Genomic DNA, 26,284 nt, shown 5'->3' with positions numbered 1-26,284 from the left:
CTTCTCCTACCTTTTATCGTGGTCCGGCCCAAATTCCACATTCGGTACCTGATTTAATATACTTTTGATGCAAAAGAACCGTCCCCATGCCTCATTATTGTAAAATAAATTCAAAATAGTTGAGAATTTGTCGATGGTTGGTTCGTTATAGTTAGTGAAAAAGCTTTTTCAAAAAATGAAGGAGATATAATATGGCCGTTTCTAACGAGAATTTTATTAAACGCTTAAAAAAGCAAAAAGAAGATGCCCTGGAGTATGTCATTGATGAATATATGCCCTTTGTCAAAGCCATTTCACTGAAAATATTACAGCCGCTTGGTAAACGTGATGCCGTCGATGATTGTATAAATGATGTGTTTTTAGAAGTTTGGAAAAACAGCCATCAATTTAATGGAGATGAAGCAGATTTCAAAAAATGGATTGGCACCATCACAAAGTATAAAGCCATCGATTACTATCGGATCTTTGAAAAACAGACGGCACGCGAGGCTCCTCCCGTTGAACTTGAACAGATTAGTTCACCTACGAGTTTACAAAAGTCCGTATTAGATCGGGAACAAAAAAATGAGTTACTTTTTGAACTATGCAAACTCGCTGAACTAGATCGCGATATTTTTATTATGAAATACTTTTTAGAGATGAGTAATAGTGAAATTGCCGATTCCCTTCATTTATCAAAGGCTGCAGTCGATAATCGATTGTATCGTGGAAAGAAAAAATTAGCGGAAAATATGAAATGGAAGGAGCAATTCATAATATGAGTTACTATAAAAAGTTAGCGAATCTCAATATTGATGAAATCGAACCTGTGGCAGTCAGTGAGATTGAAAAAAAACGCGTGAAACAGCATGTAATGGGATTGGGCGCAAAGAAGAAAATAAAGGTTTTTAAATATATGGCAGTGGCAGCGACCATTGCACTCGGGGCCGCGATTGGTGCCAGTTTTGCCGTACCATCACTCGCATCCCAAATTCCATTTATGAATAATATTATGAATTACTTTAAAGATGAAAACTCTTATACTAGCAACTATTCCAAATTCGCAACATCTATTTCACAAACCCAGTCAAGTAATGGTGTATCCATCATGATTGAGGATGCTGTATTCGATGGATCGTCGATTACTGTTTCCTATGCGATTGAAACCGATAAAGATTTAGGAACAAGTCCTGGAATGTCATCCGCATTCAATGTAAAGGGAGCAGAGGCAATTGGGGCGGCTGGTACAATTAAAAAAGTGAATGACACAACATATGTAGGCACAGAAAAAATAACGCCTACATTTCGTGGAAGCAAACCTGACCGTATTGAAATCAGCTGGGAACCGGGGGCATTCAAAAATCTAGAAACAAAAGAATCCATTGCAGGCGATTGGCATTTCACCTTTGAAGTGTCCGCTTTGGAAAACAAAACGAAGCTTGTGAATCAATCTGTTACAAATCATGGTGTTTCGGTTAAAATTACTTCCATTGAAACGAATGGTTTATCGACAGTGATCCACTACCAACAGCTGGTGGAACGCCGTATTCTAGAAAAATGGCCGCATGTAACCGCAGAAATTAAAAATGTACAAGATGATTTAGGGAATAGCTACAGCGTCGATGGGAACGGCGGTGTCAGCCGTGACAACGGAGTATCCTTTGAATGGGGCAGTACGATCAAATCCATCCATCCAAACGCAAAATCACTAACATTAGTACCAGTCATCTACTATTCCCTTGGCTCAGGAAAAGGACTAGAAACAAAAGAAATGGATCCCATCACTATCAAGCTAAAATGATGCAGAGGGACGGTTCTTATGCCTCACTTTTTTGAGGCATAAGAACCGTCCCCATGCTTCACCCAAGCTTCATCTTAAGACGAGCACCCGCTGCCGCAGCTCGAGCAGGATGAGCAGCTGCTCCCCCCACTATCTCCTCCTCCGCTATCCCCGCCGCAATTCCCGGAATGATTCCCGGAGTCGTCCGAAGAGGCAGATCCGCAAAAAACAGCTGTAGAACAGCCACTTGTATATTTTGCCGCTTCAGCAAAGGCAAACGCTCTCATGTAGTCCCAATAATGATCAAAATAAAAACACGAGAAAAAAACCATCCCCAGCGCGAGTGGAGCCATATCGCCATATGTCCGCTGTTTCGAAAAGGAACCTTTCGGGTTAGCACGATACATATTTTCAGCTTCGCTTAATTGCTTTTTCAGCCGATTAACCAAAAATTCAAGGACGTCATTGTTTTCCTCGCTCCGCTGAAAATATTTTTCTATCAAGGCTTCCGTACTGTTTTCCTTAAATTCTTTTAGGAGTCCTCCCTCCATTGGGTACTTGAAAAAACTCCCCCATGTTTTCCAGCTGAACTGAGTAATTTCAAACAGCTGAGAAAAAATCCAGTCAAAAAAGGCTCTTTCCTGAGGTGCCGGTTCAGGATTGGTGTTGGGTGTATGGTGCAGCATTTTTCCTAAGAATTTCTCGGAAAACGCCTGATAATTTTTTGTGAAAAGAATCATTTCATGCCAGATTTCATCGACATCCTCACTAAACATCGGCGCCTTCTTTAGGATGTTGGCAACGATGAAATACCGTTTTAATTCAAACAGCAGCCATTCAAACTCATCTTCACTTCGATTCGGAAAATCCTTTAAAAAGCGCTGTTTTACCTGCTGTATGTATTCATCGTCTAGTGCGGTGTTTAATTGATCAATCAAAGGCTGTATCGGGACATGACTTAGCACACCTAAGTTGGCCGGGATATTCTCCTTGGCTAATTTTGGCCGCCTTTTGCCCGCCGACGAAATATATAGCCCGATAACTCCTACGACTATTACCCCTGTTATAATAACCCCCGCAGTCATTCCATTCCCCCCTCGTGGATGTTCCGTTTGGAAAAATTTCCTAACCTATAAAAATTATAAACAATCGAAATATAATTTTTAAGGTTTTTTCAGAAAATTTACTCAAACTTAACAATCCTTGTTGATGCATAGGGACGGTTCTCTTGCCTCATCCTGCGATACCGAATCAGGGTTTCTATTTAGTGAATGACCTTGAAATGATGCATAAGAACCGTCCCCGTGCATCATTCTAAAATTATCCTACACGAGAGATGGAGTTTCTTAGACATGCAGATGGAGCGTTTGATCTTGACTGCAATGTGGCTGTTCGGCTTTGCTGGCTTTCTTTTGTTTATTCCACGAAAAGATTGGCGCAAGGGAATCTTGGCCTACATGATGTTTCAAGCCATCATCTGGCTTTGCGATATGCCTTCGTTTCAACTTGGTTTGTTAAGTGCGCCTGTTCGGGAGTTCCCTAAAGCGAGCCATCTCCCGATTACAATCGATTATTGGTTTTATCCCGTTTTGTTTTCCATCTATTACGTGCATAAGAATGTAAAGGGCAGCCGATGGCCCAGATTTACATACTATTTGGTTTGGGTCTCTGCCATCACGTTGTTTGATATTACTCTCGAGAGATTTACTGATTTATTAGAATATAAAAGGTTGACTTGGTGGGGGATGTGGATTTACATTTGGTTTCTCTTTTACGTGAGTCAAGTCTTGTGCAATTGGTTCTATAAGGACAAAGCTTTGTTTCAAGCAGAACGGCGGGATATCCGATGAGAATGGAATGGTGGCTCTTATTATCGGTCTATGTTGTGGCGACTGGCACTCTTTTCTTCATACCGAAAAATAAATCTCGCCTTGCAGTAGTGGCTATATTGTTCAAACAGGTTATTACCTTTCTTATAGGTTTAGTAGTCGTAGAGCACGGACTGCTTGAATATCCTGTTCGAGTATTCCCTTCTGTCAATCGGACGAGCTTCACATATGAGTACTTTGCTTTTCCAGTCGTATGTGCCGCCTTTAACGTTTGGTATCCCAATAACCGAAGTACTCTTTTCCAATTGGCTTATTATGTAGGCTTTACCTCCGTGTTGACGATCGGCGAAATTATTATCGAAAAATACACCGACCTCATAACATACATACACTGGTCCTGGTATATTTCTTGGATTTCCATTTGCCTTTCATTCTTTATATCGCGATTATTTTGTCGCTGGTTCTTTGCAAAATGATGCACGGGGACGGTTCTCTTGCCTCATTCTGCGGGTGCCGGTCCAGATTCCATGATGGGTGCATGGAGCTGTGCGGAAGCCCCATGCATCATCTATCATTCCTTGAGTATCCCCCACTCAATAATGATGAAGTTAACAATGAGGCCGACCCATATATTCACATTCAGCACCTTTTCCACCATTGCCACCCTGCCTTCCGGAAGAGAGAAGCCGTTTAAAATGCAATAGGATAATAGCAATACCGGCACCACAAGTCGACCGCTTACTGCTACTAGTGTGACGCCAAAACTGCGAATCATCCATTTACGATGTTCGTCAAAGTCTTTTCTCACAGCGGTTCGATAGCCTTTCCAGCAAGTAAAGAACCATAGAAGTGTTAATACTAGGAAGGAAGTCGCTTTTGAAAAATCCTCAACGTAAAAGGTGTATACCAATGCGAGAACCGCGCTAATGAAAACACTGCCTACATAAACTCTTCCAAGATAACGATGGACCTTAGGTGCCTTTATTCGAATCGGCTCCAGAAATTGAAAAAAGCCCGATAGCAGTGCAACACATGCTGTAATAATATGAGCAACTAATAAAGGAAATTGTATGGCCGCCGCTGTGAAAGATACACGACTATTTGCGGGATCAAGTGTCAAATAGGGAGCCGTAAAGGGAATGATGACTCCCAATGATAAAATGGCTAAAATCCACCAGCTTTTTTTAGGTTTCAATCTAATTCACACTCCAATTTTGTTACCTTCTCCTGTAGTAATGGTAACGGGTGTGTCTAAATGGATTCTAAACGAAATCTAAAAAAAGTATAAAAATAATATCACTCAAAACTTCTAATAGAAAAACGACCAAAATGATGCATAAGAAACGTCCCCATGCATCACTGAAAGGGGCCAAAATGATGCATGAGAACCGTCCCCATGCATCATTTAAACATTAAACCGGTATCCGACGCCCCAGATGGTTTCGATATATTGCGGCTTGGATGGGTTCGGTTCGATTTTTTCGCGGAGTTTGCCGATAAACACGGTTACCGTGGCGTTATCACCCATAGAATCCAGGCCCCATATTTTTTCAAACAATTCGTCTTTGCTGAAAACCCTGTTCGGGTGCATCGCCAGAAACAAGAGCAGGTCGTACTCTTTCGAGGTAAACGAGACTTCTTTTTCATTCAAAAATACCTTACGGGACAGCTTATCAATGCGAATCCCTCGGATACGGATTTCGTCCTTTTGTCTCATCAGATTATCTGTCATTAATCGGTCGTATCTAGCAAGATGCGCCTTGACCCGGGCGACCAGCTCGCCGACGCTGAATGGTTTGGTCATATAATCGTCTGCACCAAGTCCGAGACCACGGATTTTATCGATTTCTTCCTTTTTGGCAGAAAGCATTAAGATGGGAATGTTTTTCTCCCGGCGGACTTGCCGGCAGATTTCAAATCCGTCCGTATTTGGAAGCATGAGATCGAGGATGATGAGGTCATACTCCTCTTCAAGTGCCTTTTTAAGACCGGAATCTCCGCTTGTGGCAATTTCCACGTCGAACCCGCTTGCCTCCAAATAATCTTTTTCTACTTCAACAATGACCTCGTCGTCCTCAATGATCAGAATTCGTTTCAATCGTCTTCACCCTCATTAGCGTAAAATAAATGCCGGTTCCTTCACCTAATTGACTTTCCGCCCAAACCTTTCCACCTTGTCCTTCAATGATCTGTTTGACAATCGCAAGTCCAAGGCCTGACCCTCCCGTTTCTGTATTCCTTGACGGGTCTGCTCGGTAAAAACGGTCAAAAATATGCTGCTGTGCTTCGGAGTCCACTCCCGGTCCGTTATCCTGAATATGGACTGTTGCTTTCTCATGATCCGCTATCAATTCCACTAGGATTTCCTTTTCTTGTTTATCCATATATTTCAGGCTGTTTCCGATAATATTCACCATCACCCTGCTCAACTTTTCACGGTCGGCCATCACAGGAACTGGATTATCACTTGATGTGGAAAACATAAGCTTGATGCCTTTCATTCGCGGGTCGATATGCAGCTCTTTAACATAATCCCGTAAGAACAAACGAATGTCCAAAGGTTCCATATGAAACGGCAGCCGATTTAAATCCAGCTTGGAATACAACATTAATTCATCTATCAAAGCATCCATATCTTCGGCTTTTTTGGCAATCATCTTCATATATTTATCCTGTTTTGCGGCAGTATCCGCGATGCCCTCTTGGATGCCCTGAACACATGCCTTAATCCCAGTAATCGGTGTCTTTAAGTCATGCGAAATATTAGAGATGAGTTCTTTGCGGTTCTCTTCGTATTGCAGCTGGAGATGGATGGATTCATGCAAGCGGGCCCGCATTTCTTCAAACGCCGCCCCCAACTCCCCTATTTCGTCTTTTCGTTTTAACTTAACTTCATGATCCAAGTTTCCTTCCTTAAAATGATTCGCAGCTTTTTTTAACAAGTACAATGGTTGGATAAAACTGCGAGAAACTAAATAGGTAAGGAATCCGTTCGTTAGCCCAATGACCAATAACAGCGATAGAAAAAGCAATGGAAAAAACTTTCTAGCTTCGGCGAAAAACGATTTCAAATCGGAAACGAAATATACCGTCCCAGAAGTTCCATCACTGAAATCGATATTGTACTTTTCGACTGAAAAACGGCCCTTTCCCCAACGATTTTGGGTCCAGCTCGTTTGCATATCTTGGATCGGCTGTTTAAGTTCAAGGTTTTCCACGAAAGGAGATGTGAAGGATACACGATTATTTTTTAAGACCACGAATCCCGTCTGCAAACGATTCAATTGTTCGTCTGTTTTTTTCAAAAAGTCACGGTCCATGAAATGCTCAGGTTCTGTTTGAGCCATAAATTTCACCCCGGCAATCAGGTCGCGGCGCTGAGCAGACTCCTCCCAAAAGGCCGGCATCCCCTTCCTTCCCCCGGTTCCCGCCATGTAGAAAGCTGAGAACAGTGCAGTTGCAATCAAAGCAAACAAGACGATGGGAATAAAGGTCATCGCGATATAGGAAAGCAGTAGTCTCATCTTGATGGACATGGGCAAATCTCCTTAGAGCTGTTTTTTCTCAAACAAAATCAAGCCGGCTTTAAACATTATGATAACAGGAGTAGGAACGTATTGATAAGTTTCACAAGTCCTCGAAAAACTTCCCCCGATTCTATACACCTGCAAATTCATCTTGCCGAAGCTTTCTATAATTCATCCTACTCCATATGTCTAAAACACTTCTAAACCAATTCTAAAAAAAGTATAAAATTCAAAAAAGGTACCTTAAATACTATTTGATAAAGCTTTTTGGATATCTACATTCCAATTTTTCACAGAACTTTTTATCAATATTTTAGGTTTTGTTCAGAGTTTGATTAGAAACGGGATGTATTCTGAAAATGTAATGAATTTAGCAAAAGGAGACGATGTTTATGCATTGGGGCTATTTTCACCCATTTGGTTTTATCTTCTTTTTATTATTACTTGGATTGATTTTTGCCAATTTCAGATTATGGCGAGGGAAAAGAGGTTTCTGTTATCAAGACAGGCATCATCATGATCCCCTGCTTATTTTAGATAAGAGATTGGCCTCGGGAGAAATCAGGATCGAAGAATACACAAAGCTGAAGGATTTCTTGAGCGGGAAACAGAAGTAAGCGTTGGTATAGTTCATTAAATGGAGGCTACAGTTGTCTTTTTTTATAAAAGCTGACAAGCCCGGCCACTACAAAAAACTTCAGTTCGGTTGTCTGGAACTGAGGTTTTTTGATTATTCACCAATAATGCTGGATCATCACCGGAAACGAAACTAAACTGGACCTTGGAATGAGGCAAAAGAACCGTCCCCATGCATCAACTTCAATTTAGCCGTATACTTCATAATCAATACCATAAAATAATCTCAGAATAATAAATGGAAAAACTGGAGGTATTTTTTTGGGGATTTTTAAGCAGAAATCGGCAAATAAATTAACCGCAGCAGAAGTATCCGCTCTTTGGCTTCAGTATATGGGCGATAGTATGGCGGTTTGTGTCTACAAATATTTTCTTAAAATTGTTGAAAATAATGGGATTAAACCCATCTTAGAATTCTCTTTACAGTTAGCTGAGGGTCATATTACAAAAATCACCGAATTCTTGAAAAGTGCAAATTTCCAAGTCCCAATCGGATTTACAGAGAATGACGTGAATATTAATGCCCCACGTCTGTTTTCCGATCAATTTTTACTATTTTACTCCTATATTATGACAATTCATGGGTTAACCGCTTATAGCTTAGCGATTACGAATACAGAACGAGAAGACATTCAAAATTATTTTTTTGAATGTGCGGAAGAATCTAAGAAATTATTCCAAAAAATAGTGAAATTGGCTAAAAATGAGCCGAAATATTCAAGTGTCCCCTCCATACCTTCACCTCATGGGGCGGAGTTCATAGAATCACCAGGATTCATTTCTAATTTAATTGGCGACAAACGGCCATTAAACAGTTCGGAAATCAGCACCCTTTTCTTTAATTCAACGAAAACTGGATTTATCAGTTCATTAAGTTTGGCATTTAGTCAGGTGGCAGTGCGGGAAGATGTTCGTAATTTCATGCTGAAAAACGTTAAATTAGCAGGAAAAGATGCTAAAAGCTTTGACACTATATTGCAAGAGGATCATTTGCCAATACCTGAGAAATGGGATGGAGAAATTACCGATTCCACTGTAAGTCCATTTTCTGACAAATTGATCATGTTTCACGCAGGATTTTTAGTAAATGCAGCTCTTACTTATTATGGTGCATCATTAGGTTCGAGCTTTAGGTCGGATATACTCGTAAACTATACCAAAGTATTTACTCACGCTTTGGAGGCTGGTGCAATTTCATACAATATTATGGTTAAACATGGATGGTTAGAAAAACAACCTGAAGCGATTGACAGAAATCATCTGATGCAAGATTCCTGATCTGAGTCGGTAAAATTTGCGTTCTATCATATTAAAATGCTTTTATTAATATTAAAAATTAACTGAATTTCCTTTTCTCTAACTAAGCTGACCCCTGTTTTTTGCATCTGTCTTTACATCTGCTACATATATCAGGGTGTTTTGGGGAAATTGAAAGTAGAGAATTTTGTCTGAATTTATTGGAGGTTAAATTATGGAGATTGGAAATCAGGTGAGACTTACCTCAGTAGAGATTACCTCTTTATGGGCTTCGTACATCAATGACAGTGCTATTTCATGCAAGTTCAAGTTTTTTTTAACCAATATAGAGGATGAAGAGATTAAACCTATTCTTCAAAGGGCCTTTGATATTTCTCAAGGAAATCTTAACACTCTAACTGAAATCTTCAAAAAAGAAAAGTATCCTATTCCTTATGGTTTTAAACTTAATGAAGATGTAGTTATCTCTGCTCCAAGATTATATTCAGATATATATGTGTTAGATTACCTCCATCAATCAGCTCAAATTGCTCTTCAAGGATATAGCATCAATCTGTCTTTATCTGTCAGGGGAGATGTTTATAGCCATTATAATGAGTGTATTTCACAGTTAACAACATTACTAAGAGAGGTAAAAGAGCTTTTATTATCAAAAGGTCTTTATATTCGGTCTCCCTATTTACCAATACCAGATGATATCGATTTTGTTAAAAGGAAAAGCTTTTTAAAGGGTTTTTTTGGAGAAAAAAGACCTTTAATCGGTACAGAAATTACAAATCTCTTTGCTAACTTTCAAAGAAATGCTTTTGGGGTAGCAACCCTAATGGGATTTAGTCAGGTGGCTCAGGCAAAAGAGGTTACCGAATATTTACTTAAAGGAAAGGAAATTGCTAAAAAACACTGTGAAGTTTTGGGCTCCATTCTTAGTGAGAGTGACCTCCCTATTCCTATGACATGGGATACCGAAGTAACAGACTCAACAGCTTCTACCTTTTCAGATAAACTGATGATGTTTTATACTACATCACTAATTGCCCTTAGTATTGGATTTTATGGAACAAGTATGGCACTGAGCCCCAGAAAGGATATAGGTCTTCATTATCTCAGGCTTTCAGCCGAAATAGCGAAATATGCAGAAGATGGAGCAAAAATAATGATTAAAAACGGTTGGCTAGAACAGCCGCCAATGGCTGCAGATAGAGATGAGTTGGCAAAAAAGTGAGGCATGGGGACGGTTCTTCTTCCTCATTCTGGATGCTGGATGGTGGCCCATGGTCATTTTTGCTCCATGAAATACCTGACATTGATGCATAGGCAGTACCCCCTTTGTCTACAATCTGTGACAAACACTCTTAAGAGCTTCGACCGAGAAATTCTCAGTTGTAGTATCCCCCATCGCAATGCTCTCTGGGGAAAAAAATGCTTGATTACTTGCATAAAAGCGGCTATGGTCGCTCTCAAAGCATTACAACAAAGCCCCTTTATTCGACAAATTTCCAGGGAAATGTAGTTAACCAAACGTTTGTGTAAAAATGGCCAAAACCCTGTTAAATCATAGGTTCGCGGCTTTAACTTACAGAAAAAATTGCCGAGCGCTGTCTTAAGCCCACAAAAATAAACCTTGCTCCACAACAGCAAGGTTTATATGAGAGGATGATTCATAGGACGGTTCTCTTGTCTCATTCCGCGGTACCATTTCAGGTACCATCTTCTGCACATAAGCTGAAAACGTCTGAAAATGATGCACAAGAACCGTCCCCATGCATCATTTACGTTGAGCTTTTAGCCATTCCATTGCAACGTTGGCGTGTAGGGCAGCGCCGTATTTGAATATGTTTTCAATTTGGTGCATGCGAGGGTTGTGCACTGGTGGTTCTCCTGCTTTTCCTGTTCCTAAAACGACAAATGCTGAGGGAACGGCCTGAGAAATATGAGAGAAATCTTCTGATCCCCCCAAACTTCCAAGGTCCACGACATTTTCTTTACCTACAACAGCTTCTAATGCCGGCGTAATTTCATCAATAAATTCAGGATGATTGTGAGTAGTCGGTGTATGGAAATCAACAATGTTATACTCGCCGCGCCACGCTTTGACGATATGATCGATCATTTCCGGTATCCGTTTGCACATATGATCTCTCGATTGTTGATCAAAGCTGCGCATATTCCCTTGCAGGACAGCCTTATCTGGGATAATATTTGTCACTGTCCCCCCGCTCATTGCTCCAATGGAGAAGGTCACACTTGCCTTTGGATCCACTTCTCGGGTATATAATAAGTTTAAGCTGGTATATAGTTGATTCATAATCATATTAGCATCAATGGTTTTATGCGGCTGCGAACTATGCCCGCCATTTCCTTGGATTTCAACAATATACGTATCCATTGCCTGTGATACGGTTCCTTTGGTAACAGATAACGTACCAGCTTCTTGGTCAGGCATAATATGGATGGCAAACGCTGCATGTACTTTAGGATTTTCAAGGAGCCCGTCATCAATCATTAACTTAGAACCATAGCCCCATTCTTCCCCCGGCTGGAACATTAATTTAACGGTTCCTTGCAGCTTATCTTCATGATCCTTTAACATTCGGGCAGCGCCCAAAAGCATGGCGACGTGTGAGTCATGACCGCAGGCATGCATTTTACCCAGAATCTTCGATTTATATTCGGAATCATATTCTTCTTCAAGCGGCAGGGCATCCATATCGGCACGGAGCAAAATACAAGGTTCACCTTTACCAATAGTCGCGACTACACCCGTACAATTTTCCTGTAGTCCAAATCCTGCTTTCGCATATTTCTTTGCAATTTCTTCAGGCACGACACCACATGGCTTATTTTCAATCCCCATTTCATCCAAACGCTGCCGAATATATTTTTGTGTGTTTGGCAAATCGAAACCAAGTTCTGGATGTTGGTGCAGATAGCGGCGATCCTTAATGATTTGTTCTTCATACTTCTTTGATTCCTCAAAAAAATTAACCTTATTTGATAAAGTAGAAGTCATTATTCTGGTCCTCCCTTTTACTTGGAATACCCTGCCATTTTGGGCAGGGTATCGCAATCTTTTCAATTTCTAAAACAAAATTACACTGCTTCTTTTTGTGGGATATCTGAATTTAAAGCAAACTTTGGTTTTGTTTTCACTGCTACGAAAAATAATACAAATTCTACAACCGCAAAAACAATTAACATCTTGATCAATAATCCATAGGAATGATTGATATTATAAATTAATCCAGATACGATTGGAGCAATTGCCGCGCCTAATGATGTAAATAAAGATACGGCTCCATATTTTGCACTGTATTCTTTTTCACCAAAGAGCGCCGCTGTTAGATAGGCAGGTGTTACCGTAACGGCCGTTGAGCCTAATGCTGAAAAGACGGTATATAGGATGCCAGGAATTAATAAATTCCCTTTCATTAAAAATAGAAAACAAATGATATCGGATGCAACGATAAATACCAAAGTTTTGATTAATCCAATCTTGTCATATAATCTTCCGACTAATAGCTTTGCCACGATTACCATTGCTGAAGCCACTGATAATAGCAATGCAGCATGTTGTGCTGTGGTACCAATATCCGTTAAATATGGTACCAGGTTAATAATCATACTATTAACAACAACCCCGCCGACTACGATTCCTAAGCAAAGCACCCAAAATGATACGGTCTTGAATGCTTCCTTTTGAGTTACCCCTACTGACTCTTTCTTTGCCATCATATTTGAAGCCTTTTCTTCGCCAAGCGGTAATAGACCTTTATCAGCAGGGCTTAATTTTATAACAAATACAATCAATGGAATAAGGACAACCAATATTAAAATCCCAATCGTCAGATAAGCTGTTCTCCAACCGTAGTCTGTTATGATCCAAGTGACTAATGGACTGAGAATCATAGACCCAAAACCAGTTCCCGATAACGCAATCCCCAAGCTTAATCCGCGTTTGGTATGAAACCAATTTGTAATAAGAACGGAGACAGGAATCATTCCGGCCCCGGCAAGGGCCATACCCATTGGTACTGCAAATAATTGAAAATGGATGAGTTCAGTTGCAAATGAAAACCCTATATAGGCTCCTGCACCTAAAATAGTAAATAAAGTCATGTATACTCGTATATCCAGCTTTTTCATTAATCTGCCCGCTATTGGAGCTGTAATCATGGCAGTTGTAGCCATTATGGTGTAATACATGGTAAACTCAGCTCTTCCAAAACCAAGTTCTTCTGTAACAGGCTTCGTAAAAAGTGAGACGAGGTTTGCAATAGGAGCATAAAGAAATGTCATAATCACGAAGCCTGCTGCCAAGATCCACCAGCCGTAAAAAATACCGCCTTTTTTATTCATATTTATCAATCCCCTGTTGGTCTTTTATTGTGTTAACTAACCGTTCACCTCTAGTATCATTTCACTAAAACTATTGGTTTTACCACTCAGTTTCGACGTTTGCAGATAGAGCCTTGTTGACATGTTAAATCTGTGTGTATGCGCTTCCAATAAAAACCATATAATATCGTTTTTTCCTTACTTATTCGTTAGAAAGTCAAATTCCCACTTCCAACCTAAAGCATCACCCCGCTATAAAATTATTAGACTCTTTAGTATATTTTATATTATATATAATATTTTCATATTCTCAATAAAAAAATAATTCTGTCTATCATTGACAGAATTATTCTATGGATGATGCATAGGGACGGTTCTCTTGCCTCATTCTGCGCGCGGTAACGGTTCAGGTTCCCTCTTCAGTGCATAGGTTGAAGACGACTGAAAATGATGCATAAGAACCGTCCCCATGCATCCCGGGTAAAAACTCTATTAATGCAAATTGGCTCCCTACTCAAGGGAGCCAATTTTTTAATATTTATCATATGGGATTAGAGTGCTTAGCCACTGCTACAAAGAATACTAGGAAGTGCGGAACTCTTATCATGAACATATGTTTTAGCTATTTCTTTGGGGCTTTGACCTACAATAGGACTTCACCACAGATCCGTCCCATTTAGGAGAATGATAATTTAACATTCCTTCTCCGTCCACTTCTGAATCCATGCGACGATTTCTTCAAAGGAAACCTCTGACTGTGCTGGATCAACGATTTGAACACAAAAATCCTCCGCCTTTTTAGGGGGAACAATTAATCTGTATTTATTTTGTCTTAGAAACATGTACAAACTAGCAAAAGCCGTGCGCTTATTAGCATTATGAAAGCAATGATTTTTTAATAAACTTTCAAACAACTCTGCTGCCTTTTCATAAATGCTAGGATAGGCATCTTCACCAAATGCACTCTGTTTTGGACGATTAACCGCGCTACTTAAAAGACCTTCATCTTTTAAACCTTGTGGTTCTTTTGGGGAATACAATCTTATTTGGTGGGCATTCAGAAAAATAACGTGATGCTCAGATAAATATTTTACATCGTCCATAAAGACCTACCTATCAACAAGGTTTTTAAAAGTTTTATCGTATTCATTTATCATATCGTTCATTTGCTCCAAGAATTCTTCATCAATTCCCTTGGGCAGTTTTATATTTGTTTTTTTCTTGATAGTAACTTGACCATTAACTATTTCAAAACGTACTTCATCGCCTTGACGAATTCCCAAAAGTTCCAAAACTTCCTGTGGAAATGTAACCCCTAAACTATTCCCAACTCTTGTTACTTTTCTTTCCACTTCCTTCACCACCGTTAGAGACATATCGTTCCTCCTCACTATTTATATACATTTTCAAAGTGGTTTATAACCATTAATACAAAAATAACCATTATAACGTTATAACAATACTAACACACTAACGGGAGCTATGGACAGCGAAACACCAAGAAATCACATAATATTCAAAAAGTTGTCGATATCCTCGTGAAAAGGTGATAAGTTACCCTTAAGTGGTATAAAAGATCAAAAGAAATCAAAAAATGCTGATTTGTTCGGCGGAACCTTCTTCTCAAACAGTTCCATCTCGTTTTTGGATCCTTTTAAGTAGCCCATTTCATAAAGTTCCCTTGGCCTTTTGTAGCCAAATAGGATGGCTGATAGGGAATTGATGTTCAGACGAATCCCTTTTTTAGGGGGATGGACACATTGGCTGCCTGTTTTTTCTTTAAACGTCTTTATTTCTCCGTTACCGAGCAGGTAACTGCCATTATTCCACGGTGCGTGTGAATCTTCTAGATGCAGGAATAGGGGCTCATTTTCATGAACAAAAGGGAACCTCTTTAAGCATTCCTCAGCATCCACGATCCTTGCCATAAAATAAGGGGTTACCTTCTGTTCCACATTCGGCTGCTTCAGAAAATATGGAAGTGGGTCCTGACTGGCAAGTTCCATGGTCACTGAGTCAACCATGGAATCATGCTGGCAGATGAAATTCCATAGCCCCATTCTTGCTTCATGTTCAAGGGCAACGAACTCCTGCACATCCATTTTTCGCTCCTTCACCTCGTACAGCATATAACCCAAAGCCTCGTGTTCGGAATGGTAATAGACGGCAAGCTGGGAATGATCATCATACACGCTCCGCTTCCACCAATCAGTCTCACGCTTCAGCATCCCTGTATACTGACAGCAAAACTGCTGATAAATCCTTTCTATCTCCTCATTGTGCGTATCTTTTGAATATCTTCTTATAAAACCCTGTTGTGGTTCGAGGAACTTAAGATTGATTTTTTCAATCGTCACTTTTTTCTTTTCCGTTAATATCTCCCACCCATATTTCCGATAAAAACCGATATCAAACGGGTGTAAAAGAGATACGATCTGATTATCATCATGCATCTGTTTTAAGGATTCGATCATGAGGGATTTCACGTAACCGGTCCTTCGGTATTCTGGGTAGGTAGCGACTCCGGCAATGCCGCCCATTTTCCATTCAGCATCCTTCATATAAATGCTTAGCGGGATGATATGCAGTTTGGCAGCCAAGATGTTCTCATCCCAGATTCCTAAAATTTTGTGTTTTTTCAATACTTCTTTTCGAGCCGGTATGCTGTCCTCTGGAACCTTATATTGGAATGCGTATTCTGATAGTTTCATGGCTTCTAGGTATTCAGCTTCAGTCACTTCTCTAATTAACATTTGGCCAACCCCTTTTCATTCATTGGATGTATTTCTTAAAATAATGCATCCATATCCAATTTTACCAAAACCTAACAAACCCTGCACCAGGTACCTTGGCCGCCTTTTCCCATGGTTCCTTTCCTCTAAAATAAAAATAGGCGCATTTCTTCTTATAGAAATGCGCCTATCGCTAGATTAGTTGAAGCAGGAGAACCATCTCCACACTTCTTAGTATTTATAAGATTGTCCGCCATCAATTGGAATAACGGTTGCGTTGATGAAGTTGGCTTGGTCAGATAGCAGGAATGCCACTAAATAGCCTACTTCTTCTGGTTTACCGAAACGTTTCATTGGGTTTGGCTGAACAAATTGTTTTCCGACCTCTTCCCAGTTATCTGGATCCATTTGTTTTAATGAACCTTCGACCATCGGTGTCATGATGGCGCCCGGTGCAATGGCTTTGATGCTGATACCATATTGACCGTATTCAATTCCAGAGTTTCTTGTTAAGCCGACCACGCCATGTTTACTTGCTGCATAGCCAGATTGGTTACCTACCCCGCGAATACCTCCAACAGAAGCAGTATTAACAATGGAGCCAAAGCCTTGTTCTCTCATGACTTTCAATACGTGTTTCATACCATAAAACACACCGTTTAAATTGACGCCGACTACTTTTTGGAATTCCTCAATGCCAAAATCCTCTGTCAGGTTTTGTTTTCCTTCGATTCCTGCGTTGTTGAAGAAACCATCGATTTTACCAAATTTCTCAACTGTTTCATTTACATAGTTTTGAACTGCTTGTTCATCAGCCACATTCGCAGTGATCAGTAACACTTCTGCGTTTGGTGCAACTTCTAAGACTTGTCTTTTCGTTTCTTCTAATGAAGCAGCGTTTAAATCTACAAGTGAAAGTTTTGCTCCTTCTTTGGCAACTTGTAAGGCAGAAGCTTGACCTAAACCAGAACCTGCTCCTGTAATTAATACCACTTTCCCATCAAAACGATTACTCATTGTAATTTCCTCCCTTTGTTTTAAAAAATATTTCTAATTAAAATATCTCAAATTAAGGATTTATATCGATGAAAGGTCATCATTTATACTTAGTCAACAAGATTTATTATTGCGCCGTATACCCGCCATCAACAGTCAAACTATTACCAGTCATGAATGAAGAATCATCAGAAGCCATGAATAATACTGCTTTTGCCATTTCTTCTGCTTTACCTAAACGTTTCATTGGTGTCACTTCAGCTAAAGCTTGCTTGCTTTCTTCCGGAATAATGGGTGTGTCGATAAAGCCAGGGCATAATGCATTAACACGAATATTTTGTTCTGCATATTCAAGTGCAAGGGAACGAGTTAAGTTAATCACGCCGCCTTTTGCTGCGTTATAAGCTGCTGATCCTGGTGATCCAACCCAACCGTACATGGATGCCGTATTCACAATCGTACCGCCTTCTTTTTTTAGCATTTCACGGATGGCTTCACGTGCTACTAAGAAGACACCATCTAAGTCAACATTTACGGTATTGCGCCATTCTGAATACTCTAGTTCATGTGAAGGCTGAACACGGCCGATCCCCGCATTGTTGAAGACCACATCCACTTTGCCGAACGTTTCAACTGTTTGTTTAAAGACATTTGCGACGTCTTCTTCACTCGTAATATTTGCTTTTATAAAAAGAGCTTCAGCATTAAGCGTTTTCAATTCTGCTTCAAAAGCTTTCCCTTTTTCTTCATTTAAATCAACCAGAACCACCTTGGCTCCTTCTGAAACGAATAAACGTGCTGTTGCTGCCCCGATACCAGATGCTCCACCGGTAATCACAGCTACTTTGTCTTGTAATTTTCCCATCCTAAATCCTCCTCGTATTCAAGAATTCTTTAGCACAGTCTAGAGAAAAATAATAGATAAATCTATTATCTGTGCTTTATTGTTCACAATTTAATTGTACTATTTTGTTCACAACTAACAATCATTAAGATATCATTAAGTGTCGACTAGTTAGACACTTATGCTAAATCTGTCTATATTGAGGGAGTTTTTTTCATGAATAATGAACAAAATACAACATCTCAACGGCAAAATCGAACAAAAGCACATTTAAAACATGCTTTGATTGAACTTATAAAAGAGAAGGGGTACCATGCCGTTACGGTAAAAGACATTGTCGATTACGCCGCATATAATCGCAGTACCTTTTACATCCATTACACAGATAAAATCGAAATGGCCGAGGATTTACTGGTTTCCATGCTTGAGGGGTTGGAGGATTCCGTAGGCAAGGCATATGTACCTGGACAAAAGGTTCAGACAGCAAAGCTAAATGCCCCATCTTTTAATATCGTTTCTTACATCTATAAAAATCAGAATTTTTTCACATTGATCAACTACGATGACACGTTACCAGGATTGCATACACGGTTCCCTCAAACTATCATAAAAATCTATAAGGAACAATTTATTTTCGAAACGATCAACAATATCCCAGTAAATATGGATTATTTTAAACGTTATACCGCTTATGGCTTCTATGGACTCCTCCAGAATTGGATCGAAAATGGCTTCAAAGAAACTCCAGAAGCATTCATCCAAGAAGCCATTGAACTAACAAAAACACATATTTACTCATTTCAATATGTTGGACATAATAAATGAGGCAGAGGGACGGTTCTTCTGCCTCATTCTGCATTCTGGCCCATGTGAACGCCTGAAATTGCTGAAAAGCCCTCATGTTTCTTAAGAGTATTACCGGCTTATCCGAGAGTAAATCTGTCTTATCCGAGAGTTTTTCTATTCTAACCGAGAGTATTCTGCGCTACTGAGAGTATTTTCCGTTTATCCGAGAGTACTCCCGGTTTATCCGAGAGTATTTCTGTTCTTTCCGAGAGTATTCTACGGTACGGAGAGTATTTTCCGTTTATCCGAGAATAAATCTGCTCTATCCGAGAGTATTCCGAGGGCCTTAAAGATTAAGTTTTTCTTGCTGCTTATTCTAATAACTTCCCCCCAAAAACGATGATACCAACCAAAGGATAAAGGGAAATTTCCCCTTCCTAAAGGAAATGATTCCTAAACAACACCAAAAGTTAAAGACAAATTAAAAACTGACTCAAATAAGTCGTCTTTCAACGCCCCTTGAGTCAGCCGCATTTTACTAAATATAAATACCCGTATTATATCTTACCTTGTGTTAGCTGGCCGCAGAAGTTAAATTATCTCCATCTTTTTTGTCACTAACAAGAGTCTTTTTTGTAAAAAAACTCACTGTAAACATAATCACAATATTGGCTGCAAGGGCAACAATTCCAATATTTAAATCTTGAATGGTGCTAGGAAGGGTTGGAAAAAGCATAGCCATAGTTGTTTTCGTAAAAGTAACATAGACAACAATCGCGACTCCGACGAACATGCCCATTCCAGAACCATATTTCGTAATGTTATTTTTCTTCCTTAAACTTAAATATAAGGAAGGAGCCATTTGTGTAATCAAACTGAAAGATGTCAAATATAAAGTAGCCAAGGTATTACTGTCACTCATCGAAAAGAAGGCACAAATGATAGATAATAGAACAACAAATCCTTTTGCAGTAAATGCTTTGCTTTTATCCGAGATATCAGATTTTAACGGTTCAATTACGTTCGTGGTAATCATGGTGGCAGCAGACATTAACATCATGGAACCCGGAACGAGTGTTGCTAGTAATCCAGTTGCCCCGATAATTCCGACAAACCACGGATCAAACGTTTTAATCGAGAGCTCTAATAAAGCAAAATCACCTTTTTCTAAACCTGGAAGTTCAACGATTGCGGTAAAGCCGACAAAGTAAACAAATAACACCATGAGTGCATAAATCGGAAGCAAGACAGCGTTTAAACGGAAGGCCTTTTCATTTTTCGATGCATAGATGGTTGGAGCATTATGTGGCCACATAAAGTAGGCAAATGCGCTAATCGCAACTGTGGAAATAAACCATGGTACACTTAATCCTTTAGCAGGCAGTGTAAGTGCATGCGGTTTTACTTCATTGACTGCATGGAACAGTCCTCCAATACTTCCATGATAATGAATTGGCAGGTAAATTCCTAAAAATAGAATGACAAAGAATATTAAGAAATCTTTAACGGTAGATGTCCAAGCGGATCCATGGATTCCCGATGCCATAACGTAAACCAGTAAGGCAATCATCCCTACCCATATTGCAGCAGTTGAAGGAATGGCGCCATAGGAAGTAGCAGCAACGAGAATTCCCATGGACTTAAATAGAATGGTAATATACGGAATTAATGCAACTACCCCTACAATAGCAACAAAAACTCCCAGTCCTTTACTATTATATTTTTTTGAGAAGAACTGAGATTGAGAGACGACATTGTTTTCTTTTGCGTATCTCCAAATTGGAGGTAAAATCCAGTAGGATGTAATGGTTCCTAAAGCTGTAAAAGCGAGCAAATAAAAAGCTGCTGCCCCATTATTAAAGGCTAAACCACTGGTTCCCAATAACGTAAAAACAGAATAGGTTTCACCCGCTAATAGTAAGAAGACAAATACTCCCCCAAACCCGCGTCCTCCTACTGCCCATTGCTCCATCCCCATCTCTTTCCCACGTTTAGCGAGGAGACCTAAAACAATACTTAGGACTAAGAATAAACAAATAATGATTAGTGCTGGATTCATTTTCCCTCCTCCTTATTAATAGGATCTAATCGATAAATAATGACCATAATTACGGAACAAAGAATAGCCCAAATAATAATCCAAAATAGGAAGAAAGGTATTCCCAGCACATACGGCTCCACTTTATTCACAAAAGCCGCTCCCCCCAGTATGGCGATAAAAGGCAAGATTGCTAATAAATAATATGGCTTCATCCTTTTCATCTCCTCTTTATTGATTTTAATATTTTTATAAAAGCCACCCAGATGACGGCTTGCGCCATCTGAATGGGGGTTACCCGCTTATGATTATAAAGATATAGCTGCTTTTGCTGCAGAACCAGGAACAAACTTTCCAAATCCAGGTTTTTGCCTTACATTGTCTCCATCAAAAACCTCTTCCCCGCGGACAATGGTTGAAATCACCTTACAATTTAATTCTTGTCCATCAAATGGAGATAATTTTGAAAAAGATTTAAATGAATTTTGGTCAATAACCATTCTTTGATTGGGATCAATCACGGTAAAGTCTGCATCGTATCCAATACTAATCTGCCCTTTTCCTGGAATAGAAAATACTTCCGCCGGATGGGTGGACATTAAATTGGCAAATTCGTTTGGTGATAACCTGCCATTTGATACGGTACTGTTAAACATTAACGGTGTCATAATTTCAACACCTGGGAGTCCTGAAGAGGCAAGGAAAATATTATCGTTTCCTTTTACTTTTTGTTCAGCACTCCAAGGAGCATGATCAGAAGAGATTAGATTGATGTTTCCTTCTTCAATATGCTTCCATAAACCTTGAACTTCTTCTTTTTCTCTTAATGGTGGATTGTTTTTTGCAATCGGCCCGTATTTTTCTAAATCTTCCACATCCATTAACAAATATGGATAACAAGTTTCACAGCTTACTTTTACGCCTTGTGCTTGGAATTGCTTAATTAAATCAATTGTTCTTGGGTGACTCACATGGACAATGTGCAGCTTTACGCCTGTCCAGTACGCAAATTCCATTAACTTCAACACTGCACTCGTTTCCGTCAATGGAGGACGAGTTTCGTTATGGGCTTTAGGATATACTTTTCCTTCATTAATATATTGATCAATCAAATCAACAATAATCTCATCGTTTTCCGAATGGAACGCCGCTCTTAGTCCAGTCTGTTCAATTAACTTCATTGCTTTCAAGATTTCCGTATCAGGAATGCGCGGAAAACGATACTCATCAGTTTCAAAAGTTGACATCTTAAAGGCAACTGCTCCAGCTTCGGCTAATGGAATGATTTGATCGGTTCCATTCCGCTTGGAAATCGTTCCCCATAAGCAAATATCTACAACTGCTTCCTTCTCTAACTGCTCCACTTTCTTTTTGAATATCTCGACATTATTGATTGGGTTTGGAAGATCGTACGGCATATCCAGGAATGTGGTAATCCCACCTGCTGCTGCGGAAGTACTTGTTGAGACAAAGCCCTCATTCGGGTTACTAAAACAGTGCACATGCACATCAATGACTCCAGGAAATACGTATGACTCACCAAAGTCCTTGATGTTGTCAGAATCTAAATTTCCTGTTCCTTCATGAATACTTACGATTTTCCCTTCGTTAATTCCCACCTCACCCTGAATAACGGAATCCTTTAAAACGATTTTTCCCCTAATGATGCGCTCTACTTTATTCATGTTTCATCCCTCCGGTTAAATTTGATCTTGTATTTTTTCAACTGCATCTTTGAGTGCGTTTACAATTTCCTCCACCCTTTTGTTTTCCAAGCGTTCCTTTGGTCCTGCAATACTCAAAGATGCAACTAACTTACCATCACTATCAAAGATTGGCATTCCATATGCGGTAACACCATAGTCAATCTCACTTTCTGAAAATGCATAGCCTTTTTCTCGAATATCTGCTAAATGATTTTTCATTTCATCTATGCTTAAAATGGTGTGTTCCGTGTGCCTTTTAACCATATTTGTGTTAAATATTTCTTCAACAACACGGTCCCCCATATAGGCTAGTAATGCTTTTGAGGAGGCACCTCCATAAAGAGGGACAATGGTCCCCTGTTCAGAGGAAACCTTTATTGGATGCCCTGATGGAACAGATGCTAAACAAACCGCTTGTAAATTGGAGGGAACAAGTAAAATAGAGGTTTCTCCTGTTGTTCTTGTTAATTCCCTCATTGCATCTTGAGCAACCGCTGGCAAATTAATATCCATTTTGACAATTTTCGCTAACTTTAAAAAAATATAGCCTAAACTATACAGTCCTGGTGAATACTCAATAATGTATCCTTTTTCCTTCAGTACTCGCATATGTCGATATACGGAGCTTTGCGGTTGTTGTAACTTCGCTGCGATTTCTGGAACTGAAAGCGTTCTTGATTCAAAATCAAACAACTCTAAAATTTCCAACGTTTTTTCTGCACTCACGATATTACCTTCTTTTTATCAAATATTGATAATGTATTATCTATATTTGATAATACATATTTTTGATCTTTCTTGCAAGCGGTATTATTCTCCATTATCTGAAAATTAAATTTAAAAAGGCCCAACAACCTTAAAATATCAAGGTTACTGAACCTACGAAAAAGTCAAAAATAATGGACAGCTTTATTTAGAAAACTCCAGAACAGCATTCAACAAGGCTTTTGTTCCCAAATACAAATCTTCTTTTTCAGCCCATTCTTCCGGGCAGTGGCTTCTTCCATCTTTGCATGGTATAAAAATCATCCCTACCGGAGCAAGCAAGGACATTTGATTCGCATCATGCCCTGCCCCGCTCGGCAGCTCAATAACTTTGTCTGTAATCGTTCTGCATGAGTTCTCTAAAAGGTGCTTAATTTCATCACGGACAATGATCGCTTTTGAACGTGAAACTTTTTCGGTCTTCAAACCTACATTTCTCCTGCTGGCAATCGAGTCCGCTTCTGATAAAAATTGACTAGCTACCTGATCAATTACTTCTTCAGAAATACTGCGAATCTCAACTTGAAATTCTACTTTTCCTGGTACAACATTGGAGGCATTCGGAAAATTATTAAAAACCCCAACCGTGCCAACAACGGGCTGTTCATACTTTTTCCCGGCAATTCGCTCGATAGCCAACGTCATTTCAGACGCAGCTGTAAGCGCATCATTTCTCATATCCATCGGTGTTGTTCCAGCATGATTTGGTAATCCATCTACGAAAATCTTAAAACGTTGTATTCCAACAATCCCGGTCACAACACCTAAATTAGCAGTCTTATTTAATAGGACCGGCCCCTGTTCAATATGCAGCTCCAGGTATAAAGCAATCTCATCTTTTTCTTTTAGACACTTATTTATTTCCTCTGGATTTCCCCCTGCAAAAGAGATAGCTTCCGCTAAAGATTGACCATCTGCATTGGTATAAGTCAACATTTCCGTTGTCAAGTTCCCAGACCAAGCACGGCTTCCAACAGTAGATAACCCATATTCAGAAGGCTCTTCGGCAGTAAAATCGACAATTTCAATCGTATGTTTAAGCTGGATATTTTGTTCTTTTAAAGATCGAACAATTTCTAGTCCTGCAAGAACCCCGGCGATTCCATCAAATCTTCCTCCGTCTGGAACCGTATCCGTATGGGAACCAATCACAATGGACGGCAGGTTCGGTTCAGTCCCAATCAAACGTCCAATGACATTCGCTGCAGCATCTACCTCAACTTCTAAGCCCATATCCTGCATTTGGTTTTTCAGCCATTCCCGGCCGTCGTTATATTTAGCCGTAAAAGATCGTCTTGTCCATGGTTTCCCTTCGATTGTAATGGCTGCTAAAGCATGAACCGTTTCCCATAATCTTTCCTTGTTGATCAATTCCATTTCTCCACCCCATTAATAGTTTAATAAAGCTGACATGTTACCAGCCGTTTCTAATAAAATTTCCGATAAATGATCTATTGTTTCTTCAGTAAATTTTTGACTAAATCCCAGTATACTGACCGAACCTACTACTGATCCCGATTTAGCAAAAATAGGAGCGGCTACCGCACTAACTCCAATATCGAGTTCCCCATGGCTAACAGCAAAGCCCCTCGCTTTTATTTCCTGTAAATCCTCTAGAAGTTTCTCTTTTGAAACGGTTGTCGCCTCTGTAAATCTTTTTAAATTCCCTTTACTGATGATCTTTTCAACTTTCGGCTGGGGAAGAAAGGCTAATACAGCCTTTCCTGATGCTGCTGCATGTAAAGGAGAATATCTCCCCACAATCTGGGTAACATGCACGGACTGCTGGCTGTCAATTTTATCAATACATTCCACGTTTTCTTCAACAAGAGCTGAAAGTGTTACAGTCTCTGCACATTTTTTAGATAATTGCTCCAGCTCCGGCCTAAGCGCCCTTTGGAGAGCCTCATTTTGGTCAAAACGGTCAACAATGAGATAAAATTCCTCTACTCTTAAACCATAATCCCCATTTTCCTGTTGAAAAACAAAGCCTCTTCTTTGTAGGGTTTTTAAAATTCTGAACATTGTTGATTTATTAATATCTACTTCTTTTGATAATTCACCAACCGATATGGGTCGATTAATCATGGATAGATATTTTATTACTTGTAATCCTTTATCTAAAGTTAATAAAATTTCTGAACTTTCTTTAGTCATGCTTAACCTTCTTCACTCTCTGCACAACAAGATGCTGTACGTTATGACAAGAACAAGGGTATTTATTTTCAATTTTTGCAACTAATTCATAATCATATCCATAACAATCCATAATAATATGATTTGCTTGATAGAATTCAATTTCTTTCTCGATTTCATCTAGAACAGCAGGTGATTTAGGATGAACAGCTGCAAAATACTTTTTCCCCTTAACATTGCTCCATTTCACTTGAGCTGATTTTAGCTGCTCTTTGATTGGAACAAAAATGACGGTCGTATCATCACTTTGAATTCCTGCCACGGCTTCTTTCATCTCTTGAACTGGATAAATAATCGGAGTTTGATCGGATGTGCATTCAAACTCACTCATACAAAGAACGGCAATAGCATCAGATGATTTCTCGTATTCTTTTATTAATTTTTCAATTTTCTGCTCGATTAGCTGGTGATTTATATTTGCCATTCCATTTTTTAATACAACATATAATTTTTCTTCCCCTGGCTGGTTTGCTAACCAATTGATTTTTTCCTGAGAAACATCATCCAGGGCGCCTATCAGCTGCAGCTCATCCACTCCACCTAAATGAAAAGCCTTCATTAAGTCCTCTCTTGGAGTTTGGCCAATTGTTAGTAACGTTATCATCCTATCCCCCCAACTTTGAGTTTTATTTCTATTATAGAAATAGTTGTTTCTATTTTATCTATAATAAAAAATATTATCGAATGGAATTGGGATTGTCAATTTACTAAAAATCAAATTAGATTTGGGAATTTCAGAAGGGGTTACGAGAATGAAGGTAGAACTATGTAACCCTTGCTTCAAATCCAACTGCCATTTTCGGCGGCTTTACTTTCCAAAGTGAGTGTTTTATTTACCTATTACAATCATTCCCTATACCAAAAAGCAAGAAGATCCC

At 39.4% G+C, this 26,284-nt stretch carries 26 protein-coding genes; 8 read left to right on the top strand and 18 right to left on the bottom strand.

Going from position 1 to position 26,284, the window contains the following annotated elements; translation table 11 throughout:
* The first annotated feature begins 191 nt into the window (after positions 1-191).
* The gene (locus V5M37_RS04035; protein WP_423800872.1) at positions 192-761 is read left to right on the top strand and encodes a sigma-70 family RNA polymerase sigma factor; all 570 of its coding nucleotides are present in this window, start codon (positions 192-194) and stop codon (positions 759-761) included.
* Positions 758-1,780 (top strand): DUF4179 domain-containing protein, encoded by a 1,023-nt coding sequence (locus tag V5M37_RS04030; RefSeq protein WP_423800871.1) that lies wholly within the window; start codon positions 758-760, stop codon positions 1,778-1,780. Before V5M37_RS04035 ends, V5M37_RS04030 begins: the two co-directional genes overlap by 4 nt.
* Before the next feature lie 74 nt (positions 1,781-1,854).
* Here the strand turns inward: V5M37_RS04030 and V5M37_RS04025 are convergent, their stop codons facing one another.
* The gene (locus V5M37_RS04025) at positions 1,855-2,844 is read right to left on the bottom strand and encodes a hypothetical protein (RefSeq protein ID WP_423800870.1); all 990 of its coding nucleotides are present in this window, start codon (positions 2,842-2,844) and stop codon (positions 1,855-1,857) included.
* A 267-nt stretch (positions 2,845-3,111) separates the two neighbouring features.
* Between V5M37_RS04025 and V5M37_RS04020 the strand changes: the two genes are divergently transcribed.
* On the top strand, positions 3,112-3,609 hold the full coding sequence (locus V5M37_RS04020; protein WP_423800869.1) for a CBO0543 family protein: 498 nt from the start codon (positions 3,112-3,114) through the stop codon (positions 3,607-3,609).
* Positions 3,606-4,064, top strand: coding sequence for a CBO0543 family protein (locus V5M37_RS04015; protein ID WP_423800868.1), 459 nt, complete (start codon positions 3,606-3,608; stop codon positions 4,062-4,064). The genes V5M37_RS04020 and V5M37_RS04015 overlap by 4 nt, the downstream gene beginning before the upstream one ends.
* Positions 4,065-4,159: 95 nt before the next feature.
* On the opposite strand, the gene V5M37_RS04010 is transcribed toward V5M37_RS04015, so the two are convergent.
* The 3 genes from V5M37_RS04010 to V5M37_RS04000 all read right to left on the bottom strand — a co-directional run bounded on the left by V5M37_RS04010 (position 4,160) and on the right by V5M37_RS04000 (position 7,124).
* Positions 4,160-4,783, bottom strand: coding sequence for a DUF2306 domain-containing protein (locus tag V5M37_RS04010; protein WP_423800867.1), 624 nt, complete (start codon positions 4,781-4,783; stop codon positions 4,160-4,162).
* A 210-nt stretch (positions 4,784-4,993) separates the two neighbouring features.
* Entirely contained in the window at positions 4,994-5,686 is a 693-nt protein-coding gene (locus tag V5M37_RS04005) for a response regulator transcription factor (RefSeq protein ID WP_423800866.1), read from the bottom strand.
* Entirely contained in the window at positions 5,664-7,124 is a 1,461-nt protein-coding gene (locus tag V5M37_RS04000; RefSeq protein ID WP_423800865.1) for a sensor histidine kinase, read from the bottom strand. The genes V5M37_RS04005 and V5M37_RS04000 overlap by 23 nt, the downstream gene beginning before the upstream one ends.
* Positions 7,125-7,507: 383 nt before the next feature.
* Here V5M37_RS04000 and V5M37_RS03995 point away from each other — a divergent pair, with 383 nt between their 5' ends.
* The 3 genes from V5M37_RS03995 to V5M37_RS03985 all read left to right on the top strand — a co-directional run bounded on the left by V5M37_RS03995 (position 7,508) and on the right by V5M37_RS03985 (position 10,230).
* A complete protein-coding gene (locus V5M37_RS03995; RefSeq protein ID WP_423800864.1) occupies positions 7,508-7,732 on the top strand; it encodes a hypothetical protein in 225 nt (74 codons plus the stop codon).
* Positions 7,733-8,012: 280 nt separating this feature from the next.
* A complete protein-coding gene (locus tag V5M37_RS03990; protein WP_423800863.1) occupies positions 8,013-9,029 on the top strand; it encodes a DUF3231 family protein in 1,017 nt (338 codons plus the stop codon).
* Positions 9,030-9,222: 193 nt separating this feature from the next.
* Positions 9,223-10,230, top strand: a complete 1,008-nt coding sequence (locus V5M37_RS03985; RefSeq protein ID WP_423800862.1) for a DUF3231 family protein — start codon at positions 9,223-9,225, stop codon at positions 10,228-10,230.
* 543 nt (positions 10,231-10,773) lie between these two features.
* On the opposite strand, the gene V5M37_RS03980 is transcribed toward V5M37_RS03985, so the two are convergent.
* The 7 genes from V5M37_RS03980 to V5M37_RS03950 form a co-directional block, all read right to left on the bottom strand.
* On the bottom strand, positions 10,774-12,018 hold the full coding sequence (locus tag V5M37_RS03980) for a M20 metallopeptidase family protein (RefSeq protein ID WP_423800861.1): 1,245 nt from the start codon (positions 12,016-12,018) through the stop codon (positions 10,774-10,776).
* A gap of 80 nt (positions 12,019-12,098) precedes the next feature.
* Positions 12,099-13,364 (bottom strand): MFS transporter, encoded by a 1,266-nt coding sequence (locus tag V5M37_RS03975; protein WP_423800860.1) that lies wholly within the window; start codon positions 13,362-13,364, stop codon positions 12,099-12,101.
* A 671-nt stretch (positions 13,365-14,035) separates the two neighbouring features.
* Positions 14,036-14,446: a type II toxin-antitoxin system death-on-curing family toxin gene (locus tag V5M37_RS03970; RefSeq protein WP_423800859.1), complete on the bottom strand. Its 411-nt coding sequence runs from the start codon at positions 14,444-14,446 to the stop codon at positions 14,036-14,038.
* 6 nt (positions 14,447-14,452) lie between these two features.
* A complete protein-coding gene (locus tag V5M37_RS03965; protein WP_423800858.1) occupies positions 14,453-14,719 on the bottom strand; it encodes an AbrB/MazE/SpoVT family DNA-binding domain-containing protein in 267 nt (88 codons plus the stop codon).
* 201 nt (positions 14,720-14,920) lie between these two features.
* A complete protein-coding gene (locus V5M37_RS03960; protein WP_423800857.1) occupies positions 14,921-16,096 on the bottom strand; it encodes a GNAT family N-acetyltransferase in 1,176 nt (391 codons plus the stop codon).
* 210 nt (positions 16,097-16,306) lie between these two features.
* Positions 16,307-17,092: an SDR family oxidoreductase gene (locus V5M37_RS03955; protein ID WP_423800856.1), complete on the bottom strand. Its 786-nt coding sequence runs from the start codon at positions 17,090-17,092 to the stop codon at positions 16,307-16,309.
* A 106-nt stretch (positions 17,093-17,198) separates the two neighbouring features.
* Positions 17,199-17,936 carry an SDR family NAD(P)-dependent oxidoreductase gene (locus tag V5M37_RS03950; RefSeq protein WP_423800855.1) on the bottom strand — a complete coding sequence of 246 codons (738 nt, stop codon included), beginning with the start codon at positions 17,934-17,936 and terminating at the stop codon, positions 17,199-17,201.
* A gap of 195 nt (positions 17,937-18,131) precedes the next feature.
* Between V5M37_RS03950 and V5M37_RS03945 the strand changes: the two genes are divergently transcribed.
* Positions 18,132-18,740, top strand: coding sequence for a TetR/AcrR family transcriptional regulator (locus V5M37_RS03945; protein WP_423800854.1), 609 nt, complete (start codon positions 18,132-18,134; stop codon positions 18,738-18,740).
* Positions 18,741-19,275: 535 nt separating this feature from the next.
* Here the strand turns inward: V5M37_RS03945 and V5M37_RS03940 are convergent.
* The 7 genes from V5M37_RS03940 to V5M37_RS03910 form a co-directional block, all read right to left on the bottom strand.
* Positions 19,276-20,760 carry a sodium:solute symporter family protein gene (locus V5M37_RS03940; protein WP_423800853.1) on the bottom strand — a complete coding sequence of 495 codons (1,485 nt, stop codon included), beginning with the start codon at positions 20,758-20,760 and terminating at the stop codon, positions 19,276-19,278.
* Positions 20,757-20,954, bottom strand: a complete 198-nt coding sequence (locus tag V5M37_RS03935) for a DUF3311 domain-containing protein (RefSeq protein ID WP_423800852.1) — start codon at positions 20,952-20,954, stop codon at positions 20,757-20,759. The genes V5M37_RS03940 and V5M37_RS03935 overlap by 4 nt, the downstream gene beginning before the upstream one ends.
* Positions 20,955-21,047: 93 nt before the next feature.
* Positions 21,048-22,424: a dihydroorotase gene (locus V5M37_RS03930; RefSeq protein ID WP_423800851.1), complete on the bottom strand. Its 1,377-nt coding sequence runs from the start codon at positions 22,422-22,424 to the stop codon at positions 21,048-21,050.
* 15 nt (positions 22,425-22,439) lie between these two features.
* Positions 22,440-23,171 (bottom strand): IclR family transcriptional regulator, encoded by a 732-nt coding sequence (locus V5M37_RS03925; protein WP_423800850.1) that lies wholly within the window; start codon positions 23,169-23,171, stop codon positions 22,440-22,442.
* Between the two features lie 183 nt (positions 23,172-23,354).
* Entirely contained in the window at positions 23,355-24,587 is a 1,233-nt protein-coding gene (locus V5M37_RS03920; protein ID WP_423800849.1) for a Zn-dependent hydrolase, read from the bottom strand.
* Positions 24,588-24,599: 12 nt separating this feature from the next.
* Entirely contained in the window at positions 24,600-25,367 is a 768-nt protein-coding gene (locus V5M37_RS03915; RefSeq protein WP_423800848.1) for an IclR family transcriptional regulator, read from the bottom strand.
* Positions 25,360-26,010, bottom strand: coding sequence for an AroM family protein (locus tag V5M37_RS03910; protein WP_423800847.1), 651 nt, complete (start codon positions 26,008-26,010; stop codon positions 25,360-25,362). Before V5M37_RS03910 ends, V5M37_RS03915 begins: the two co-directional genes overlap by 8 nt.
* Positions 26,011-26,284 lie beyond the last annotated feature (274 nt).

This window comes from Neobacillus sp. SAB-20_R2A, assembly GCF_049568635.1.
GTDB lineage: Bacteria > Bacillota > Bacilli > Bacillales > Cytobacillaceae > Neobacillus > Neobacillus citreus.
This window is presented reverse-complemented; position numbering and strand designations above follow the sequence as displayed.

Bases quoted from the DNA above. Each gene is read 5' to 3' on its own strand.
- V5M37_RS04035 (WP_423800872.1), top strand. From the start codon at position 192: ATGGCCGTTTCTAACGAGAATTTTATTAAACGCTTAAAAAAGCAAAAA.
- V5M37_RS04030 (WP_423800871.1), top strand. From the start codon at position 758: ATGAGTTACTATAAAAAGTTAGCGAATCTCAATATTGATGAAATCGAA.
- V5M37_RS04025 (WP_423800870.1), bottom strand. From the start codon at position 2,844: ATGACTGCGGGGGTTATTATAACAGGGGTAATAGTCGTAGGAGTTATC.
- V5M37_RS04020 (WP_423800869.1), top strand. From the start codon at position 3,112: ATGCAGATGGAGCGTTTGATCTTGACTGCAATGTGGCTGTTCGGCTTT.
- V5M37_RS04015 (WP_423800868.1), top strand. From the start codon at position 3,606: ATGAGAATGGAATGGTGGCTCTTATTATCGGTCTATGTTGTGGCGACT.
- V5M37_RS04000 (WP_423800865.1), bottom strand. From the start codon at position 7,124: ATGTCCATCAAGATGAGACTACTGCTTTCCTATATCGCGATGACCTTT.
- V5M37_RS03995 (WP_423800864.1), top strand. From the start codon at position 7,508: ATGCATTGGGGCTATTTTCACCCATTTGGTTTTATCTTCTTTTTATTA.
- V5M37_RS03985 (WP_423800862.1), top strand. From the start codon at position 9,223: ATGGAGATTGGAAATCAGGTGAGACTTACCTCAGTAGAGATTACCTCT.
- V5M37_RS03980 (WP_423800861.1), bottom strand. From the start codon at position 12,018: ATGACTTCTACTTTATCAAATAAGGTTAATTTTTTTGAGGAATCAAAG.
- V5M37_RS03975 (WP_423800860.1), bottom strand. From the start codon at position 13,364: ATGAATAAAAAAGGCGGTATTTTTTACGGCTGGTGGATCTTGGCAGCA.
- V5M37_RS03970 (WP_423800859.1), bottom strand. From the start codon at position 14,446: ATGGACGATGTAAAATATTTATCTGAGCATCACGTTATTTTTCTGAAT.
- V5M37_RS03965 (WP_423800858.1), bottom strand. From the start codon at position 14,719: ATGTCTCTAACGGTGGTGAAGGAAGTGGAAAGAAAAGTAACAAGAGTT.
- V5M37_RS03960 (WP_423800857.1), bottom strand. From the start codon at position 16,096: ATGTTAATTAGAGAAGTGACTGAAGCTGAATACCTAGAAGCCATGAAA.
- V5M37_RS03955 (WP_423800856.1), bottom strand. From the start codon at position 17,092: ATGAGTAATCGTTTTGATGGGAAAGTGGTATTAATTACAGGAGCAGGT.
- V5M37_RS03950 (WP_423800855.1), bottom strand. From the start codon at position 17,936: ATGGGAAAATTACAAGACAAAGTAGCTGTGATTACCGGTGGAGCATCT.
- V5M37_RS03945 (WP_423800854.1), top strand. From the start codon at position 18,132: ATGAATAATGAACAAAATACAACATCTCAACGGCAAAATCGAACAAAA.
- V5M37_RS03940 (WP_423800853.1), bottom strand. From the start codon at position 20,760: ATGAATCCAGCACTAATCATTATTTGTTTATTCTTAGTCCTAAGTATT.
- V5M37_RS03935 (WP_423800852.1), bottom strand. From the start codon at position 20,954: ATGAAGCCATATTATTTATTAGCAATCTTGCCTTTTATCGCCATACTG.
- V5M37_RS03930 (WP_423800851.1), bottom strand. From the start codon at position 22,424: ATGAATAAAGTAGAGCGCATCATTAGGGGAAAAATCGTTTTAAAGGAT.
- V5M37_RS03920 (WP_423800849.1), bottom strand. From the start codon at position 24,587: ATGGAATTGATCAACAAGGAAAGATTATGGGAAACGGTTCATGCTTTA.
- V5M37_RS03915 (WP_423800848.1), bottom strand. From the start codon at position 25,367: ATGACTAAAGAAAGTTCAGAAATTTTATTAACTTTAGATAAAGGATTA.
- V5M37_RS03910 (WP_423800847.1), bottom strand. From the start codon at position 26,010: ATGATAACGTTACTAACAATTGGCCAAACTCCAAGAGAGGACTTAATG.